The sequence below is a fragment of the Curvibacter sp. AEP1-3 genome (genome assembly GCF_002163715.1).
In the GTDB taxonomy this organism is placed as follows: Bacteria; Pseudomonadota; Gammaproteobacteria; order Burkholderiales; family Burkholderiaceae_C; genus Allorhodoferax.
Window position 1 is genome coordinate 1,687,383 of sequence record NZ_CP015698.1, and the last position, 19,083, is coordinate 1,706,465.

Annotated in this window: 8 protein-coding genes, 1 pseudogene and 1 CRISPR repeat array (1 of these 10 cut by a window edge); of the genes and pseudogenes, 5 read left to right on the plus strand and 4 right to left on the minus strand. The window is 53.6% G+C overall.

Translation table 11 applies throughout. From position 1 onward, the window contains the following. Positions 1–8,994: a CRISPR direct-repeat array (repeat unit 28 nt; unit sequence GTTCACTGCCGCATAGGCAGCTCAGAAG); it begins 4,365 nt to the left of the window's first position. 1,353 nt (positions 8,995–10,347) lie between these two features. The 5 genes from AEP_RS08040 to AEP_RS08060 all read left to right on the plus strand — a co-directional run bounded on the left by AEP_RS08040 (position 10,348) and on the right by AEP_RS08060 (position 15,325). Beyond that, the gene (locus AEP_RS08040; RefSeq protein WP_087494899.1) at positions 10,348–11,220 is read left to right on the plus strand and encodes a hypothetical protein; all 873 of its coding nucleotides are present in this window, start codon (positions 10,348–10,350) and stop codon (positions 11,218–11,220) included. Between the two features lie 82 nt (positions 11,221–11,302). Further along, positions 11,303–11,884 carry a hypothetical protein gene (locus AEP_RS08045; RefSeq protein WP_087494900.1) on the plus strand — a complete coding sequence of 194 codons (582 nt, stop codon included), beginning with the start codon at positions 11,303–11,305 and terminating at the stop codon, positions 11,882–11,884. After that, the gene (locus AEP_RS21355; RefSeq protein ID WP_087494901.1) at positions 11,881–12,396 is read left to right on the plus strand and encodes an RES domain-containing protein; all 516 of its coding nucleotides are present in this window, start codon (positions 11,881–11,883) and stop codon (positions 12,394–12,396) included. The genes AEP_RS08045 and AEP_RS21355 overlap by 4 nt, the downstream gene beginning before the upstream one ends. 496 nt (positions 12,397–12,892) lie before the next feature. Continuing rightward, a complete protein-coding gene (locus AEP_RS08055; protein WP_198301916.1) occupies positions 12,893–14,044 on the plus strand; it encodes a toll/interleukin-1 receptor domain-containing protein in 1,152 nt (383 codons plus the stop codon). Positions 14,045–14,101: 57 nt separating this feature from the next. Next, positions 14,102–15,325: a hypothetical protein gene (locus AEP_RS08060; RefSeq protein WP_087494903.1), complete on the plus strand. Its 1,224-nt coding sequence runs from the start codon at positions 14,102–14,104 to the stop codon at positions 15,323–15,325. 123 nt (positions 15,326–15,448) lie between these two features. On the opposite strand, the gene AEP_RS08065 is transcribed toward AEP_RS08060, so the two are convergent. From AEP_RS08065 to AEP_RS08080, 4 genes and pseudogenes are all read right to left on the minus strand, one after another. Next, positions 15,449–16,621, minus strand: coding sequence for a hypothetical protein (locus AEP_RS08065; RefSeq protein ID WP_087494904.1), 1,173 nt, complete (start codon positions 16,619–16,621; stop codon positions 15,449–15,451). A 128-nt stretch (positions 16,622–16,749) separates the two neighbouring features. Next, positions 16,750–17,295 (minus strand): hypothetical protein, encoded by a 546-nt coding sequence (locus AEP_RS08070; RefSeq protein WP_157673083.1) that lies wholly within the window; start codon positions 17,293–17,295, stop codon positions 16,750–16,752. 87 nt (positions 17,296–17,382) lie between these two features. Continuing rightward, on the minus strand, positions 17,383–17,715 hold the full coding sequence (locus tag AEP_RS08075; RefSeq protein WP_087494906.1) for a YegP family protein: 333 nt from the start codon (positions 17,713–17,715) through the stop codon (positions 17,383–17,385). Between the two features lie 80 nt (positions 17,716–17,795). Next, positions 17,796–18,874: pseudogene (locus AEP_RS08080) on the minus strand (IS3 family transposase); the annotation flags it as partial. Positions 18,875–19,083 lie beyond the last annotated feature (209 nt).

Consider the following 19,083-nt stretch of genomic DNA (forward strand, 5'->3'; position numbering starts at 1 on the left):
AAGACATCCCCGGTGAAGTTCACTGCCGCATAGGCAGCTCAGAAGACTTGCGGGTGTCGATCAAGCGCAGGGGCAGCGTTCACTGCCGCATAGGCAGCTCAGAAGAGCTCAAGTCTTGAACGGCATGCACTACTTCATGTTCACTGCCGCATAGGCAGCTCAGAAGTTGCTGGTGTCCTGGCAACGTCCATCGTCGGCGTTCACTGCCGCATAGGCAGCTCAGAAGCGCACATTCAAGCGCACCCTCGGTGAAAAAATTGTTCACTGCCGCATAGGCAGCTCAGAAGAAGCCTCCGTAGACGTTGCACAAAAAGTCGTCGTTCACTGCCGCATAGGCAGCTCAGAAGCTGGACTAAACCACCATGCCACGCTACATCCGGTTCACTGCCGCATAGGCAGCTCAGAAGACGCTCATCTACAGCGTCAGCCACCGAACCACGTTCACTGCCGCATAGGCAGCTCAGAAGTGTTCCACGCCAACCATAACAACGTCTCCACCGTTCACTGCCGCATAGGCAGCTCAGAAGAATGCTCGGTATCCCTTTCGAGCGGGCATCACGTTCACTGCCGCATAGGCAGCTCAGAAGTGCCTTCCAAGCTTGACCTGGTCATGGCGCAGGTTCACTGCCGCATAGGCAGCTCAGAAGTTGAGCTCATGAGGCTTGGCACCGTATGGACCGTTCACTGCCGCATAGGCAGCTCAGAAGTCTTCGTACTAAATTCTTTGGTGTCGCCCATTGTTCACTGCCGCATAGGCAGCTCAGAAGGTACTTCTGGCTGTAAACACGTAGAGAGCCACGTTCACTGCCGCATAGGCAGCTCAGAAGAACTCCTGGAGGATTTTCGGCAACCGCCGGTATGTTCACTGCCGCATAGGCAGCTCAGAAGTGATACCCAGCGCGAACAGCGCCGCTTGCATGTTCACTGCCGCATAGGCAGCTCAGAAGACCGGGTTGTTGTCGCAACCGAGGCTAAGCCACGTTCACTGCCGCATAGGCAGCTCAGAAGTTATCGATGCTGCTGATGTGGTGTGGCAGACCGTTCACTGCCGCATAGGCAGCTCAGAAGAGTTATAAGTCGCCGTACTGTCTGCTGCTTCAAGTTCACTGCCGCATAGGCAGCTCAGAAGACTGTCACCAGGCTGGGGGCGATGAGAAACAAGTTCACTGCCGCATAGGCAGCTCAGAAGACCTCAACGCGGGTGGGGTCAAGAATGATCAGGTTCACTGCCGCATAGGCAGCTCAGAAGATTCCGGCACAGTTTTTACGATTAATCCAACAGTTCACTGCCGCATAGGCAGCTCAGAAGCGTCAACGGCGCTTTATGGTTGGGCCCCTAGCGTTCACTGCCGCATAGGCAGCTCAGAAGGTCCGCTAAAGGTGCCGCTGCGTGCTGACTTTGTTCACTGCCGCATAGGCAGCTCAGAAGATGTCCACCACCAAAAGCACCACCCAGCCAACGTTCACTGCCGCATAGGCAGCTCAGAAGCTTCGAGTCTGCTGTTGAGTGCTACAGCGCAAGTTCACTGCCGCATAGGCAGCTCAGAAGCACGCCGATGCTGGTGTCAGGTTGCCTGTGTTGTTCACTGCCGCATAGGCAGCTCAGAAGAACAAACGCCGCGACACCATTGAAGTCCTCATGTTCACTGCCGCATAGGCAGCTCAGAAGCTCACAAACCGCGTCGAGCAGCATGAAAAAGAGTTCACTGCCGCATAGGCAGCTCAGAAGAAGCGAGCTTGGCGCATAGTGACTTCTGTGGGGTTCACTGCCGCATAGGCAGCTCAGAAGATCAAGACCTTTTTGCAGTGAACCCGCCCACCGTTCACTGCCGCATAGGCAGCTCAGAAGTTGCCCCGCTGCGATGTCGGCCAGGTAGCCGAGTTCACTGCCGCATAGGCAGCTCAGAAGTTCTTGATGTTGCCATCCAACACGAAGTCGATGTTCACTGCCGCATAGGCAGCTCAGAAGAGCAAGGCTCCGTCAGGTCGCGCCCGCAGGTAGTTCACTGCCGCATAGGCAGCTCAGAAGAAAAGTGACCCGTTAGATGCATCGCTGATAGGGTTCACTGCCGCATAGGCAGCTCAGAAGGAATTTGCAGCACTCGAGCAGCGGGTCAACACGTTCACTGCCGCATAGGCAGCTCAGAAGAGCTCTTGACGATATACCGTGGCCGTAGCCACGTTCACTGCCGCATAGGCAGCTCAGAAGAGTCTTTCCAGAACTCCCGCAAGTGGAAAGCCGTTCACTGCCGCATAGGCAGCTCAGAAGATGGCAGTAACAATGCCCATTGCCAAGGGTAGGTTCACTGCCGCATAGGCAGCTCAGAAGTGGTTGTTGGCAATTCAGAAGGCCGATCAGGCGTTCACTGCCGCATAGGCAGCTCAGAAGAACACGGGGTTGGTCGGTATGGCCGCCACCGCGTTCACTGCCGCATAGGCAGCTCAGAAGAGTGCAGCAGCAAGGCCCACGTAAAACGCGGCGTTCACTGCCGCATAGGCAGCTCAGAAGCACTTCTCGGGGTTGAGTTGCATCACTTTCATGTTCACTGCCGCATAGGCAGCTCAGAAGCACGCCGATGCTGGTGTCAGGTTGCCTGTGTTGTTCACTGCCGCATAGGCAGCTCAGAAGATCTCACGAGCCATGATCAACAAATCGGTTACGTTCACTGCCGCATAGGTAGCTCAGAAGCCAATGTTTCGTTCACGAAGAGCTGCATGGGGCGTTCACTGCCGCATAGGCAGCTCAGAAGACGCGCAACGAGATCGAGAGCCACTTCAGCTCGTTCACTGCCGCATAGGCAGCTCAGAAGTACCCGATTTTTTCCCCGTCGCACCTGGACAAGTTCACTGCCGCATAGGCAGCTCAGAAGCTGTTTTGTCGCATCGCATTTGCGGCGGGGGAGTTCACTGCCGCATAGGCAGCTCAGAAGAGTGCGCCTGACACGTTGTTGTCAAAGGTCATGTTCACTGCCGCATAGGCAGCTCAGAAGAGTCCCGCGCCTGCATCTTTTCGTCCGGCAAGGTTCACTGCCGCATAGGCAGCTCAGAAGACAAAAGAATGCCGGAAATCAAAGCGCGTGTTGTTCACTGCCGCATAGGCAGCTCAGAAGCGCACTATTTCACTTTCAATCTCAGCGGCTTCGTTCACTGCCGCATAGGCAGCTCAGAAGATTGCGCCCGACAAGTTGTTGTCAAACGTCATGTTCACTGCCGCATAGGCAGCTCTGAAGTCCTAGCCTAGGGGAATGCCTACACCCCTAGAGTTCACTGCCGCATAGGCAGCTCAGAAGTATTGCAGCGCAATCCCGTGGCAGCCGCCACAGTTCACTGCCGCATAGGCAGCTCAGAAGAGCCTCATTGCCATGGCCGGTGACACCGTCGAGTTCACTGCCGCATAGGCAGCTCAGAAGGATGTCATAGTGACGGCAGTTGCGCTTGATGAGTTCACTGCCGCATAGGCAGCTCAGAAGGCTCCCCTCAGGCCAACCTGGTTGTGTTCGATGTTCACTGCCGCATAGGCAGCTCAGAAGTTCACGATCCTGGGCGAAGTGCGCGCCGCGGTGTTCACTGCCGCATAGGCAGCTCAGAAGTGGACATCGATCGAGTCCAGCCACATGGGGAAGTTCACTGCCGCATAGGCAGCTCAGAAGTTGAGGAGGCCGGCCGATCGCTCCACCAGATCGTTCACTGCCGCATAGGCAGCTCAGAAGATCAGGTCCATGCCACGGAAATTGCGGGCACCGTTCACTGCCGCATAGGCAGCTCAGAAGTATGCTTTGGCCGATGCCCGCCGCGCCCTTGAAGTTCACTGCCGCATAGGCAGCTCAGAAGAGAGAGGCCCAAACCTCGCAGCCACCCCACACGTTCACTGCCGAATAGGCAGCTCAGAAGAATGCCGCGAGTTGCGCCGCCATGGATACGGCGTTCACTGCCGCATAGGCAGCTCAGAAGTTGGTATGACTGCTCTCGCCGGCCAGTCTGAAGTTCACTGCCGCATAGGCAGCTCAGAAGATGTCAGGAAACAAGGGGTTGGTGCAGTCCACGTTCACTGCCGCATAGGCAGCTCAGAAGTAGCACTGTGATGGAAAGCTCATGGATATGACGTTCACTGCCGCATAGGCAGCTCAGAAGGTATCGGTTACAGGCTTTGCGGCCCAGGGATAGTTCACTGCCGCATAGGCAGCTCAGAAGTTGATGGATTCGTGGACAACCAGGGAATCCTGGTTCACTGCCGCATAGGCAGCTCAGAAGTCAATGCGATGCATGCCTGAAAAAATCTAGTGGTTCACTGCCGCATAGGCAGCTCAGAAGTTAATCGGTTGTTTGTTCACACCGGCCGAAGCGTTCACTGCCGCATAGGCAGCTCAGAAGGTACAGATTCGTGCGCAGGTCGATACCATTTCGTTCACTGCCGCATATGCAGCTCAGAAGATGTCTCCTGTGGGGTTTGGATTTGGGGTGTTGTTCACTGCCGCATAGGCAGCTCAGAAGTGTTACTCATACCGGGCGTTGCCCTGTTAATGGTTCACTGCCGCATAGGCAGCTCAGAAGCACCACTTCACCGCCCGCGATTACGGTTTCGCGTTCACTGCCGCATAGGCAGCTCAGAAGTCTCAATAGACGTTGCCGGTCAACAGGCATTTGTTCACTGCCGCATCGGCAGCTCAGAAGGCATTGGCGCCCTGGCCCAGGCGGACACCGGCGTTCACTGCCGCATAGGCAGCTCAGAAGATCAAGAAACGCAAGCCGTCGCGCCCCAGCAGGTTCACTGCCGCATAGGCAGCTCAGAAGTTGTCGGGCTCCGGCTCTACTGGTTTGAGTATGTTCACTGCCGCATAGGCAGCTCAGAAGTTTTTCGTGCGTAAGGCTTGAGAGCTGGCTGGGTTCACTGCCGCATAGGCAGCTCAGAAGATGCGTCTTTTGGGAGCAGGTTGCGAAGCCCTGTTCACTGCCGCATAGGCAGCTCAGAAGAATTTCCTTGATTGCTCGCATGACGCCCCCTTGTTCACTGCCGCATAGGCAGCTCAGAAGATTAGCCACGCTTTAACTCAGCCTTTCTTTTTGTTCACTGCCGCATAGGCAGCTCAGAAGTGGGCCAACGTCCGCTTCGCATGCCCACCAGGGTTCACTGCCGCATAGGCAGCTCAGAAGACCGTCATCACGGTGTCTGACACATCCAAAGCGTTCACTGCCGCATAGGCAGCTCAGAAGATCACTTCTGCGGTGTTGATGTCCAGGTACGCGTTCACTGCCGCATAGGCAGCTCAGAAGAATTGTGCTGCAATTGTTGCATCCACGACCATGTTCACTGCCGCATAGGCAGCTCAGAAGAAGGCCGCACGTGGGACACCCGCCCCGCCTCTGTTCACTGCCGCATAGGCAGCTCAGAAGATGTAGGTAGCGCTGCCTGGGATGCCTTGGCTGTTCACTGCCGCATAGGCAGCTCAGAAGATCTCCGATGCAGACGGCCACCTGACCTCTTTGTTCACTGCCGCATAGGCAGCTCAGAAGGCCTTCAGGCGCTCACCGAGCACCACATTCCCGTTCACTGCCGCATAGGCAGCTCAGAAGATGCGCTTGCCTTGATATTGAGACAGCGGCTTGTTCACTGCCGCATAGGCAGCTCAGAAGTTCCCCAAGGGCAAATACCAAAGGCTCCACACGTTCACTGCCGCATAGGCAGCTCAGAAGGCCGCAACTTTCAGCCCTCACTCGCATCTGCCGTTCACTGCCGCATAGGCAGCTCAGAAGCAAGAGGTGCAGAGCACTATCACGAAATGGCTGTTCACTGCCGCATAGGCAGCTCAGAAGAGTCAAGATTTGGCGTTCTCGATATCAAAGTTGTTCACTGCCGCATAGGCAGCTCAGAAGCCAATGACTTCGAGGAGTTTTGCTAAGCCAAAGTTCACTGCCGCATAGGCAGCTCAGAAGTAGGTGGTGGCTGGGTATCCACTAGCCCATGCGTTCACTGCCGCATAGGCAGCTCAGAAGAGAGATTCTGCAAGACAGCATTGCAACAAATCGTTCACTGCCGCATAGGCAGCTCAGAAGAGGTCATCCTGCAATTGCTAGAGAAACGTGTAGTTCACTGCCGCATAGGCAGCTCAGAAGAAGATTGCACAGGCAGGGCGGGCAAAGCCGTTGTTCACTGCCGCATAGGCAGCTCAGAAGTGCAAGCATTACCGTCCCCGAAGCGCAAGTCAGTTCACTGCCGCATAGGCAGCTCAGAAGTTTACCCGCCGTGGCGGTGTAGTGCTGCTTGAGTTCACTGCCGCATAGGCAGCTCAGAAGTTAGTCCTCAATCTCAAAGTCATTTACTGCCCGTTCACTGCCGCATAGGCAGCTCAGAAGACATAGCTCATGTCCGCTTCAGACAGATCGACGTTCACTGCCGCATAGGCAGCTCAGAAGTGATCCCGTCGAACCACCGCAAACGAAAACGCGTTCACTGCCGCATAGGCAGCTCAGAAGCTGGATGCCAAAACCGAGCTGGGCGAGTTCCGCGTTCACTGCCGCATAGGCAGCTCAGAAGAGCCTTAGAACCCGCACTTGATACCTGCCACCGTTCACTGCCGCATAGGCAGCTCAGAAGGTACCGCTGAACTGGATGTTGTCCAGCACCGCGTTCACTGCCGCATAGGCAGCTCAGAAGTCGACCACACAAAGGCGATGATCTGGGAGGACGTTCACTGCCGCATAGGCAGCTCAGAAGTGGGGCGAGTAGCGCGGCCCCGGCGCAAAGCCGTTCACTGCCGCATAGGCAGCTCAGAAGAATTGTTGCTGGTCATCCGCCTGGTGCATCGCGTTCACTGCCACATAGGCAGCTCAGAAGATCAAACTGGTGAGACTTCCTTGCGGATCAGTGTTCACTGCCGCATAGGCAGCTCAGAAGTTTTCCGCCTGCGTTGCTTCCGTTGTTCCATATGTTCACTGCCGCATAGGCAGCTCAGAAGAAGTTGACAGACCCAGCATCTGCAATGCTGCCGTTCACTGCCGCATAGGCAGCTCAGAAGGCAGTGACTACAACGGCCAATCTGCATTTGTCGTTCACTGCCGCATAGGCAGCTCAGAAGTACAAATTCGTCAGTGAGGGTGGCGTAGTGCAGTTCACTGCCGCATAGGCAGCTCAGAAGAGCGCAGCTTTCCACCCGTCCCGAGATTAAATGTTCACTGCCGCATAGGCAGCTCAGAAGAGATTAATCACCGTTGAAATAGAACGGACCAAGTTCACTGCCGCATAGGCAGCTCAGAAGTGAACGATGGCATGTGGGCAGACTTTGCCGGCGTTCACTGCCGCATAGGCAGCTCAAAAGAAAGCCAAAAAAGCAGCCAGTAGCTTTTACATGTTCACTGCCGCATAGGCAGCTCAGAAGGTCCAAAAGCGTGCATGAAGCATGGCCATATCGTTCACTGCCGCATAGGCAGCTCAGAAGACCGCCCACCGTGTACTTAATGGGAACTTCCTCGTTCACTGCCGCATAGGCAGCTCAGAAGACAAGCATCCGTCCGTTGACAACCAAATCCGGGTTCACTGCCGCATAGGCAGCTCAGAAGAAAGCGGAGGGACGCACCTGGGACGCGTCTTTGTTCACTGCCGCATAGGCAGCTCAGAAGAGGCTGAATGGCACTTTGCTGGCGTGCACCAGGTTCACTGCCGCATAGGCAGCTCAGAAGACGATCATCGGCGCAGACCCTTGACCGTGGATGTTCACTGCCGCATAGGCAGCTCAGAAGATGGCAGGCAGCAGGCTGCACACTTTGTCTGCGTTCACTGCCGCATAGGCAGCTCAGAAGCTGGCAAGTCTTACTACATCTTCAAGCACCAGGGTTCACTGCCGCATAGGCAGCTCAGAAGAAAACACGGCCATCTCCAAGCGTCGGTGCAGCGTTCACTGCCGCATAGGCAGCTCAGAAGACATACGCATTGACTTTTGCACCGCTCCAGCTGTTCACTGCCGCATAGGCAGCTCAGAAGAGTGCGCCGACTGTGTCAATCACCCACACCGGGTTCACTGCCGCATAGGCAGCTCAGAAGTTCACGGCGGCAGATTCCGGCGTCATGTTGTTGTTCACTGCCGCATAGGCAGCTCAGAAGATGCTTCATCCACGCTTTTGGACGGACGAGTGGTTCACTGCCGCATAGGCAGCTCAGAAGTTCTTCAATGTCCTTGCCCTGGGGAGGTGTCAGTTCACTGCCGCATAGGCAGCTCAGAAGCTCTGCAAGATATGGCCATGCTTCATGCACGCGTTCACTGCCGCATAGGCAGCTCAGAAGAGAACTCTGCCGTCAGACAAACTGGCAGCGGCGTTCACTGCCGCATAGGCAGCTCAGAAGAATGCCTGGTCTGCAGCGGCAAACATGCCGACGTTCACTGCCGCATAGGCAGCTCAGAAGGATAGACGGCGGTTGCGTTCTCATTCATACCTGTTCACTGCCGCATAGGCAGCTCAGAAGTGCAACTGCGTATCCCAGCCCAGATCCACATGTTCACTGCCGCATAGGCAGCTCAGAAATTGTTCTCCGAAATGCCATTCTGCTTCTCTGTGTTCACTGCCGCATAGGCAGCTCAGAAACTTGATCTCGGTGATCACCTGCTGCAGGTCGGGTTCACTGCCGCATAGGCAGCTCAGAAAGGTGAAGATGAGTGCGGCGTCGAAGATGAGGAGTTCACTGCCGCATAGGCAGCTCAGAAAAGGTTGATAGGCATGTACTCACCCGTCGAATCGTTCACTGCCGCATAGGCAGCTCAGAAAATACCGGCATGCGGCTGTGAGGTAGCGAATTCGTTCACTGCCGCATAGGCAGCTCAGAAAAGCTTGACATTGCCGCTGCCAAGGCTCACCCAGTTCACTGCCGCATAGGCAGCTCAGAAAGTACCGCTTCAGGAAGTCATCGTAATCGCCACGTTCACTGCCGCATAGGCAGCTCAGAAATTGGCGGTTCAGCCCAGGCGGTGCGTAAGTGAGTTCACTGCCGCATAGGCAGCTCAGAAAAGCAAGTGTTCTGTGCTCCAGTGATAACGTTTCGTTCACTGCCGCATAGGCAGTGTAGGGATCCGAAGTTGTTGTCGCAAAGCTCGCGCTATATCAACTACTTAGACAACAAACTTGGGCTTCCGTATTAAATGTCATTCAAACATATTGTCGAATACCTAATAACGTATCAAATTTCTTGTCACGCCGCTGGAATCAGTGCAATACGCGTACTAGTCACGCCCTGGTTTGAGGCATAGGTGAAATGAGATGCGTCTCACAGCAGCTTTCAAGTTTTGATCAGAGCTAAGTGCGGCAAAGACAAATTACGCTAGTTGGAGAGCCCACAGCGCAATTGATTATTTTTTCGGCGATCAACTGCTATTGGATGCAGGGCAAACAATGCGGAGCTACCCGAGCGATCATCTATAGACTCGGCTAAGTTTCCCGCTTGGGGTGAGAATTCCGGCCGACTTGAGAACCCAAACGGCATCTTCACCCGTCAACGCTTTAGCAACCCGCAAGCGGGAACCACCACGCACCAAGGGCTGCCGCCGTTTAGCCAGTAATTCCTTCTTAACGGCAGATTCAGGGTTGAAGTGTGCAGCCAAGAGCGTGGTTTTTTTGTATCTGCAGCCATATTGAGAGTATGTCGTAAATCGAGTTTCTAAGCATCCTCACGCAATACAGCGGTCATGGTGCAGGCTGCGGACCTTAGGTCGGTGTCCACGGGCCGGCTGCGGCCCAATAGACCGCCAGCGCCGGTTTAATAGACATGGAAGCGGAGAGAAGTAGATACCGAGGTGCTAGTTACAACAGTCATTTTGCAAGTGACAGATAACTTGCTTCGGAGCAATCAGCCACATAAGATGGGCCCAAGACCCAATCGAGCCGCACTTCCGACGAAATCGCTGAAGTAGCGCTGGAACAGCGCGTCTGCGCGGACGGCGGCCTGCTGATGCTCAAAGAGCGCCAGCGCCGAGCTGCCGAAGAGGTATTAGCCGGACTGCGGGAAGCCAGAAGTCTTTGGGTTGTGGGAGCGGGAGACATGAAAGGCGCCCGCTTCACGCTGAATCCAGACTCTGAATTTGCTGTCAACGGCGTCACCTGGCGATAGGACGAGGCTCTGGTCACATTAGTAAGCATGTTGATCAGCTCTCTTGCTTAACTGGCAATAAGTTAGGCAGCTGCACCAAACTATGCGTGCAAACTGTCATTGCTGCAGTGCACTTCTAGCATGACCTCGTCCGTCAGCGCGGTAATTCGGGTAGTTGCCACATTGCTCCGTTGAACTCTATCGGCAATTCCTCAAACTTCACTACCACCAGGCTTGACAAACTTGACAAACTATAAAAGTTTGAATAAAGTGAATCCATGGACATTGAATACCTTGCTAGCGCGAATGCAGTTACTAAGTCACGCCAAGCACGCATAGTCCCCTTGCTTGTCCGGGGTAGGCCGGTCTTTTTGGATTTAGATCAGGCCATCCCTGACTTCACGTGTAGTCCTCAACGAGAGACCGTTGCAAACTTTGCGGAGCAACTGCGAAAAGAGCCGGCGGTACTCCTTGATCAGCTGAGAGAAGCTGGAGTCCACAAAGAAAATGTAGATTGCCTAGTCACCGCTACCGATAAGCAACGGCTATTGACGTATTTGCAGCGCATGCATGGCACGGTCGGGGATCGAAAAAAGATTACGCTGAAAAAAAATGCGGTCGAATCCAAATCAGTGTCGTCCTTTCAGGATCGAAAAAACAAGGATACCTCTACAGATCTACCAAGGGTCATCCTTGTTGGAAACAACAGCCTGGGTAGACTTTCGGATGAGTGGTCGCGCATGTTTCTGGCGGCATATTTCGATGCTTTCCGTGAATTCCCAGAATGGCGTGAATTTGAGTCGCTCAAATTGGTCCTCGATCGAATCAAAGCTTTGAAAGAAGCCATCCTTACTGGCGAGCCAGATGAACTTTTGGAGGCCATTCGCCGCTGTTTTGATGGAGTGAAGCCCGGACGAAGTGGAACAGTTCTAGCAAATATCATTCTCCGGTTGCTCCAACCATTGTTTGTCCACATGGACAACGTTCAGGTAGCAATCGCTTGGGAGCGGGTAACAACGGCTTCCGCGCAAGTCAAACTGAAAGCAGGCTGCCGTCGCGCATCACATACAGATGCCGCTACTGCTGCCTGGCGACTACGGCGACGGAAACGCTGGCTTCCTGCATGTGTGGCCACTATTAACTTGGTTTGAATGAAGTGCCGTTCGTTCGGCAACAAGTCCCATGTCTCAACATTCTTCCAAAGCAACTTCAAAACCAATTCAAGAGCCCACCATGTTATTGGCCATCAATCCCTCCGTCTTGGCTCGCTTGGGCATTAGCCCAACTGATCTGATCGATTGGGGAACGGCCGATATTCACCCGTTGGGCCGTTTTGTCCAGTCGCAAGTCGTGAAGGTCGTATCGCTATTGTCAGGTCCTGTCCAGTCCTCCGACCCAAACAGCGAACTACTTACAGCTGAATCAATGGCCGAGCGCATGCAATGCAGTAGAGCAAACGTGTACGAGCGTGAAAAAAAGGGTGCCCTCTTTTCTATACTTCCGCCAGGACGTGAGAATGGTCGTCGTTATCCGGCATTCCAACTTCTTGCGCCGCTCGATACAAGCTTACTGACCAAGTTGATTGCACGCTTTCGAGCAGAGCGCGCACCCATGAATCTCCTTTGGGATTTTCTGAGGTCCGTCCAACCGAGTTTGGGCGGGGTTACGGGTGTAGAACTGCTGCTTGGTCGGATACCGCCGCGATCTGGTGTACTCCCGACGGTACTAGATGAATTGAATCGACTCAGCGTTGACGCGCGCCAAGAATATGTGATTGAACACGCTTTGGAGGGCCTTAGTTATGCCCTCTCATGACCATCGAAAAAATATCGAACACTAGATCGCTTACGCTCCAAGGCCGCAATGCACGGTTGTGTTGTTTGGACCCGGGTTACGGAATTCACCGGCTTTATCGCTTCCCCGAAGGAGGCTTTAAACCCGCTCCTCCGCAATTTCGTAACGGCCGCTTAGACCCCCCCGTTGGACGTCCCGACGATTACGGAATGCTGTACGCGGCCGACTCTTTGCTGACCGCTGCGCTCGAATGCGGGGCACTATTGTTGATGCCTCCTGCTCAACCTACCTACGAGATCTCATTGATCGCGGAAGCAGAACTGCCTCCCGTAAAGCATGTAATCCTTCGCGCAACCCAAAAAGTCAAATTGGTCGACTTCATGGATAGTGCAACGGCAAGTGCATTCGGGCTGAACATCGATGGGGTATTGGATCATCTCCCTCCATGGCGACAGGCAGCAGCACAGTTGATTGAGCTGTTACGTCAAGACATGGCATATCACGATGTCGTAGGTGTCTGTTACCGGAGTTGACGCCGTCCGACAGCTCTCAACTACGCATTGATTGATGGGCGATTCCAGCATTTTTTCGTTGCTCAAAATCAAGGCTTAGCGAAACTCGATGGCCCGTACTGACGCGATTTCAGAATGCCGCCGCGATCAAATGAACGGCTTGTGACTAATGAGAAGTCAACCGAAAATCATCGCATATGCAAAGTAGGCGCAAGACCATTCGTGGTTTCGAGCACACGAAGTTTTTAGTGGGGCATCACATCCGCTAACGAAACGACACCCTGGTTCAATGCTAAATTGCAATCACCAACGTGCGATGGTTGGTATCCTTACGCTGTCTTGCGCCACGAACGTTCCAGCGGCTACATTACCAATTGCCAGCTTGACTAGACACCTCTAAGCCAACATGCAGCTTCTAAGGTTTTCCGGTCTCTGCGCAGTGCCAAACGCTTGAAAGGGGAGTTAGGTGCTAACATTTAACGGAAAGCAATTTAATGCTGCCGACTTCAGTCGCTCCTTGGAGAAGGCTGCTGTTGAAAGCGTCATCGCCCAAGTGCGCGAGAAGTTTGGAGCGATTCGCCATCCGGCAACAGGAGAGTTCCCGACCATCTTCGCTGTAGGGGACTCACTCAAGACGCTTCAAATGCGCGTAGAAGGAAGCGCAGAGCTCCTTGCGATAGTCAAGGAGAGATATACGAGCGATGACTTGCCAATCGAATTTGTGACCAGGAGTACGGCTGCTCCGAAAGTATTCTTGAGCTACGCTTGGGAAGACAGGATTTTGGCTGAGAAGATTGCCATCGCACTTCAGTCGAGCGGCATCGAAACGTGGTGGGCAGAGTGGTGCATAGCCGCCGGCGACAGTCTGCGACAGAAAATCGATGCAGGTCTTAGCGAGTGCTCGCACTTCGTCGTATTACTCACGCCTGAGTCAATTCAAAAGCCTTGGGTAAACCAGGAAATGGACGCCGGCTTGGTGCGTAGGCTGAGTCAGAGGGCGAAATTCATCCCGCTGAGGCATGGCCTTGAACCTGCGCTGCTGCCTGCTTTGCTGACCGGCATGCTCTCTCCAGAAGTTGACGCTAGGGCGAGCAACATCCAGCAGCTTATCAATGACATTCATGGTCTCACGCGCAAGCCCCCACTTGGGCAGGCTCCTAAGCAAGGGACCTCAGCCGTCGGAACGGAGACTGGTTACTCGGCGGCCGCAAACGCCATCGCCGAGGTTTTTGTAAAAGGCTCTTCTGGTGGATGCCTTTTCGACCCACAGGTGCAGGTCGAGGACATGATGAAGCAAACCGGTTTGTCAGCCGAAGACGTTGTAGATGCAATGCACGAGCTTTCGAGTTTGGCCGTTCTACATCGAGGCGAGTTAACCTGGCCGAAAGAGGAATTGTTTTCCGAGTTCGACAAGTTCTGGATGCCTTGGGACCCGGCGAAAGATGCGCTGCAGTTGGCAGCGGACGTAGTCAATGCCGAAGGGTTCCCGGAAGCGACAGAGGACATCGCCACCCATTACGGATGGGAAGCAAGACGGCTGAATCCTGCTATCACATACTTGGCGACCCGGGGAGCTATGCGAACGACTAGGGCGCTCAGTGCACGATGGGTGTCAATTTGGATCCAGAAGACCGATGCGATGCGACGCTTCGTCAAGTCTCGCAGCTAACGTTCAACGCCAATTGGCCGCATATCTTCAGTCAGAGAGTATTGAGGATTCCAAGTTTTGACAGAGCAGGCCGTTTCCCTTCCTGATGAATTTCTGCTTGTCCAAGACGCTGCACTAAAGGCACTTGTGGATCTGGAGCCTGCAGGTCCTCCACGCGCGGACGCCGAGGGCCGAGGCCTCTTTCTTTCCGCACGAACAAATGGAGGGAGAAGCCTTCCAGCTTATTACCTGGTGTACTTCCTACTGATTGATTTCCTCAAGTTTCCGAGCCTTGGACAATGGGAAAAGTCAGCGTGGGCAGTGCCAGTGCGATTTCGCGATCGCCTGTACGTTATTGAGCATCGAAAGATGGGCCTTGGCGTTTTTGCACCGAATCTAGACCCTGCTGCGAGGATGAGTGGAACACCGAGCGAACAAGCGGAGGAGGATGCACGGGCGATTACGGCACTCATCACCAAGGCCGTCTCCATCGCGGAGCCGTATTTCCAATGGCGCGCGGAGCAAGCTGTATCGACGCCTGGACTCAACGTTGTCAATAAGACCTATGAGTTATTTAGCCGATACGTGTATTTCCGTGACCGCTTTCACGCGCTTTCGGAGCAGACTGAGACGCGGCGTCGGGAGAGAAATGTCGAGAAACGCACCTTGTCGAACGGTGCGGTCATAACTAGCGGGAGCAGTCCGTCGATCCAACTACGACGCGAAGCAATCTGGAACGCCCAAGCAGCGATTGAGGCATTCTTCAGTTGGACGGAGCACGTCTTCATTCATCTCGCAATCCTGCAAGGAAAGTTGAAGTCCGGAGATGAAGTTGCTCGATTGGCGGAGTCCGATTGGAAAGCCAAGTTCAAGGAGGCGTTGAGTGTTGCAGAGCCCCAAACAAAATTGCATTACGACAAATTGCTGGATCTCCGCGCACAAGTGCGAAATTTCGTGGCGCACGGGGCGTTTGGTAAGCAAGGCGAAGCGTTCAGATTTCACTCTGGTGCGGGGGCAGCACCAGTCCTCCTCACCAATAGCCAAAAGCACAAGTACAGTCTTACTGGTAGCAAAGCATTTGACGAACGTTTGGCCATTGCAGACATCGAGTCGTTTTTGCTGCATCTCTGGTCTGAGTCGCGCGCCCCGGCTAGGAGCTACGTTTTTAGTAGTCTTCCTAGCATCCTGACTTACGCCGTGGATGGTACGTATGCACGGGCAATGCTTTCAGACGAAGAAATGAAACTCTTTGTCGAACACCTTACTGGACAGTTCGATAGAGCCGCGGATATGGATTGGTGAACACAACCGTCGCATATTCCCGTCCTTATGCATCAATCCTGACTGTCATCTATCCGGTAATGAACCTTGAACAGTCTGGATCAATGTGCGATAAAAACAACCGCCTTGGACAGGAAGCTGTATCTACTCAATTGGTATTACTTTATTTTCAGGGTCCTGAGATCCAAAGCGCTCTAGATAGTATTGGAGACTGGATCTAATTATGGATACGGTCACCTTCCCGCCCGCAACCTTTGAAGATGTCAGTCGGCGACCTTCATATCCCTCTGCGAACCGCTTTGAATCGAGCACCTTTCCTTCAACCTCGCGATACAACGTGAGGCGGAAGAATTTAGGCGTATTGAGTTCCAGCGCGAGCCTGGACGAAGTCCAAGATGGCTCCGCTGGAGGATCCAAAATCGGAGGTATTTTGAACAGTTCAAACTGCTCCAACGGCAGTGATATTTCTTCACCCACATGGACTTGCATTGGCAAGTCAAACAATGAAAGTACTAAAAGCCAATCAGACACATAGCGATGGTAGAAAACCCGTCGCAACTCCAAGAAAGAGTTCTCTCCTTTCCCTCTGATGGCTGCAAATATCGTGAGTACAGAGTCAACAGGTTCAATCGTATGCTTGCCTATGTAAAAGGCCTCGTAATACCCTCCGACACCATTGCGAATGGTTCTCAAAGTACTTCTTGTGTCCTCCTCCAATAAGAGCGATGGAATCAAGTTAACGGCGCGATCAGAGCGCGCGGTCATGGATTCGCTGCCAAGCTTTCTCCTGGCGTATTCTTCGCCCCTCTGATACAACCATCGAAAGAGATCTGCTCCACCGCCTCCAGCCACCCTAGTTTCACCAAAGTACGGCAAGGAATCGAGTACGCGATTTTGATCAAAAAGTCTGGCGAAATCTCTGCCGTCAAATACACCCAATATCTCAAACTCCCTAAGTCCTTCGCCCTCCGTGAAGAGACAGGAAACATGAAGTGCGCTCAAGGCGTCGTCTTCGTTGAGATGCCTTTTGTAATGCTCATCCAAGGTCAGCGGAAAATCACGAACGCGCTTTATGTTGAGCACCAGTCGCTTGATATGCGATACGGTACCTGCAACTAGGAAAAGCCCACTTTTACCTCGATAAGTAAGTCGGAAGAATTTCCTCACAAGTTTTGTCGGAGTCACAGCTAGCCCCACGCCCATATTTTTGGTGTAACCAGTTGATGGCAAGGTGGCGTGCCCACCGGGCTCCTCGATTGATAGCATTACGTCCGAAAAAGCAAGTCCAAGTTCAGTAAGTAATGCCAGAACCGTCATATATTTCCCCTGGTGGTTTTGAAAGAGAATACTGATTTGATTGACCCCTAGAGGGCACTTCCAGAGTGACGCACATTGACGCTTCTTGCATCGCTCAGGCTAGTCGGGCCGTAAATTGGGGCGACTGATCAAATCAGCGATGCGCTATTCCAATAAAGAACATCTAGTTCGTACCGATGCAATCCTTTGTCCATTGCAATTTTCGTGGCGGCACTCTGAATTTCAGAACTGAGTTGCGATGTGAGATTCTTAATCCGGAAATTCTTCGCGTATGCTGAACCGATCTCCCTATCGATTTTCTTAACCACGTGACTATCGAGCGGGACTTCAAGGTACGGCTCAATACTCACTAAATTGAAGCCCTGGTGCAGATCCTTGTTCATGGCGCACAACCGCATAAAAATATTGATGGCCTTGCGCGCTGCACCCCAGTTAGGTCTTCCATCTTCCGGCCGAGGGAGCTTCAGCGCCAGCGCTTCTGCCTGGCCATTTAGAAAATCGGCGTAATTGAGATCGCTGAAACTCGAAAACTGAGTGAGCGGTATGCTGGAAATGAGGAATTCTCTTGCTCTTTTCACACCACCTTCAGTTGATTGCATCCTCAGTGTTGAACCCCCAACGCTTGCGACTGCCAAGTGAGATCTAACGTCTTCCGCCCATCCTTCGCGTGCCACGATTTCTCCTCAAGTTGCAGTACGCTTCACCGACAAGACCCACCCCAGGCTTGCAGGGAGCGAGCCTTTTCGGTGAGCCAGAAATGGTTAGGTGTTATCTTTAATTGTCTTGGTCGATCCATTCGACTTCACACTGGTAATCCCCTCATCACGCGAAGCGACGGAGGCGTGCATCTGAATCGTGCCAATTACTTGGCTGTTTGCCGCCTTCAAATTGAAGTAGGGCTTTCCGTTGGTAGATGTTTTACGCTCGTATCGATCATCAATCGCACAATTCGTTTGTACAGACGTGATGCCAGCCTCCGCCGAGCTCTTGGCTTTGTACAACTCACTCGTGAGAATAATTTCGCCGTTGCCGGCCTTTAGGACAAAACGGAATTGTCCATCGCTGCTCTTTCCAAGTTCGAACCAACCAGCCATCTGAATACTCCTTTTGTGAAAACGACGTCCCCCCAGTTTCAGTAGCACTGGGCTTTGGAGTCCGGGGTTAATTTAACTGGTTTTTGAATCAATGTTTTTGCATAGGCTGTCGGCGTTAGGCCACCCAGCGATTTCTTCGGTCTTTCCTCGTTGTATTCCTTTCTCCATGCTTCCACGACGACGCGTGAGTGCTGCAAGCTTGTGAACCAATGTTCATTGAGGCATTCATCACGAAACCGCCCGTTGAATGATTCGATGTAAGCGTTCTGATTGGGCTTGCCGGGCTCGATCAGGAACAGTTGCACACTGCGTGCATGGGCCCAGGTCAGCATGGCTCGACTGCAGAACTCTTTGCCGTTGTCTGTTCGTATAGCTTTGGGCAGCCCTCTGGTGCTGGCAAGTTGCTCTAGGATTCGCACCAGTTGGTTTCCACCCAATGCACGCTCCGGCACGATCGCTACCGCTTCATGGGTTGCGTCGTCTACCACCGTGAGGCTCTTGATGCTGCGCCCCTCAGCCGTGCGGTCAAACACGAAGTCCATAGACCACACCTGATTGGCTGAAGTTGGGCGCTCCAATGGATGTCTGTCGCTCAGGGGAATCTTCTTGCGTCTGCGCTTCTTCACCTGCAGGCCCGCCTCGGCATACAGGCGATCTACACGCTTGTGATTCACGATCTCGCCTGATTGGCGTAACTTCAAATAGATCATGCCAGCGCCGTATCGGCGATGACGTTGGGCCAAGGCAACGATCTTCTCCTTGAGCGCGCAGTTGCGGTCCTGAGCTGGATCATAGCGGTAGGCACTGGTACTCATGGCGACGATACGTAGCGAGCGCCGCTCGCTCAATCCCTTGTCGATCATGTAGCGCACCAGTTCGCGTCTGGCCGGTGCGCTCACCACTTTTTTCTCAAGGCTTCTTTCGTCACCTCGTTCTCCAGCATGGATTCGGCCAGCAGCCTTTTGAGGCGAGTGTTTTCTGCCTCCAACTCCTTCAGGCGCTTGGCGTCTGATACGTTCATACCGCCAAACTTACTGCGCCAGAGGTAGTAACTGGCCTCCGAGAAGCCGTGCCTGCGGCACAGCTCGGCAACCGCTAGGCCCGCTTCCGCTTCGCGTAGGAAGCCAATGATTTGTTCTTCGGTAAATCTCTTCTTCACGTCCAATCTCCTGTCTATGGGATTGGACTCCAAGCTTAGGCGCTACTCAAATCCGGGGGGACGTCGGTCCGTCTATGTTTTTGCATATGTAGTTCACTGCCGCATAGGCAGCTCAGAAAGTACAGCTTCAGTTCGGGCGGTCGCCAGTTGATGTTCACTGCCGCATAGGCAGCTCAGAAACGCTCGCACTCAAGAAAATTCAGGAGAAA

Bases quoted from the DNA above. Each gene is read 5' to 3' on its own strand.
- AEP_RS08040 (WP_087494899.1), top strand. From the start codon at position 10,348: ATGGACATTGAATACCTTGCTAGCGCGAATGCAGTTACTAAGTCACGC.
- AEP_RS08045 (WP_087494900.1), top strand. From the start codon at position 11,303: ATGTTATTGGCCATCAATCCCTCCGTCTTGGCTCGCTTGGGCATTAGC.
- AEP_RS21355 (WP_087494901.1), top strand. From the start codon at position 11,881: ATGACCATCGAAAAAATATCGAACACTAGATCGCTTACGCTCCAAGGC.
- AEP_RS08065 (WP_087494904.1), bottom strand. From the start codon at position 16,621: ATGACGGTTCTGGCATTACTTACTGAACTTGGACTTGCTTTTTCGGAC.
- AEP_RS08075 (WP_087494906.1), bottom strand. From the start codon at position 17,715: ATGGCTGGTTGGTTCGAACTTGGAAAGAGCAGCGATGGACAATTCCGT.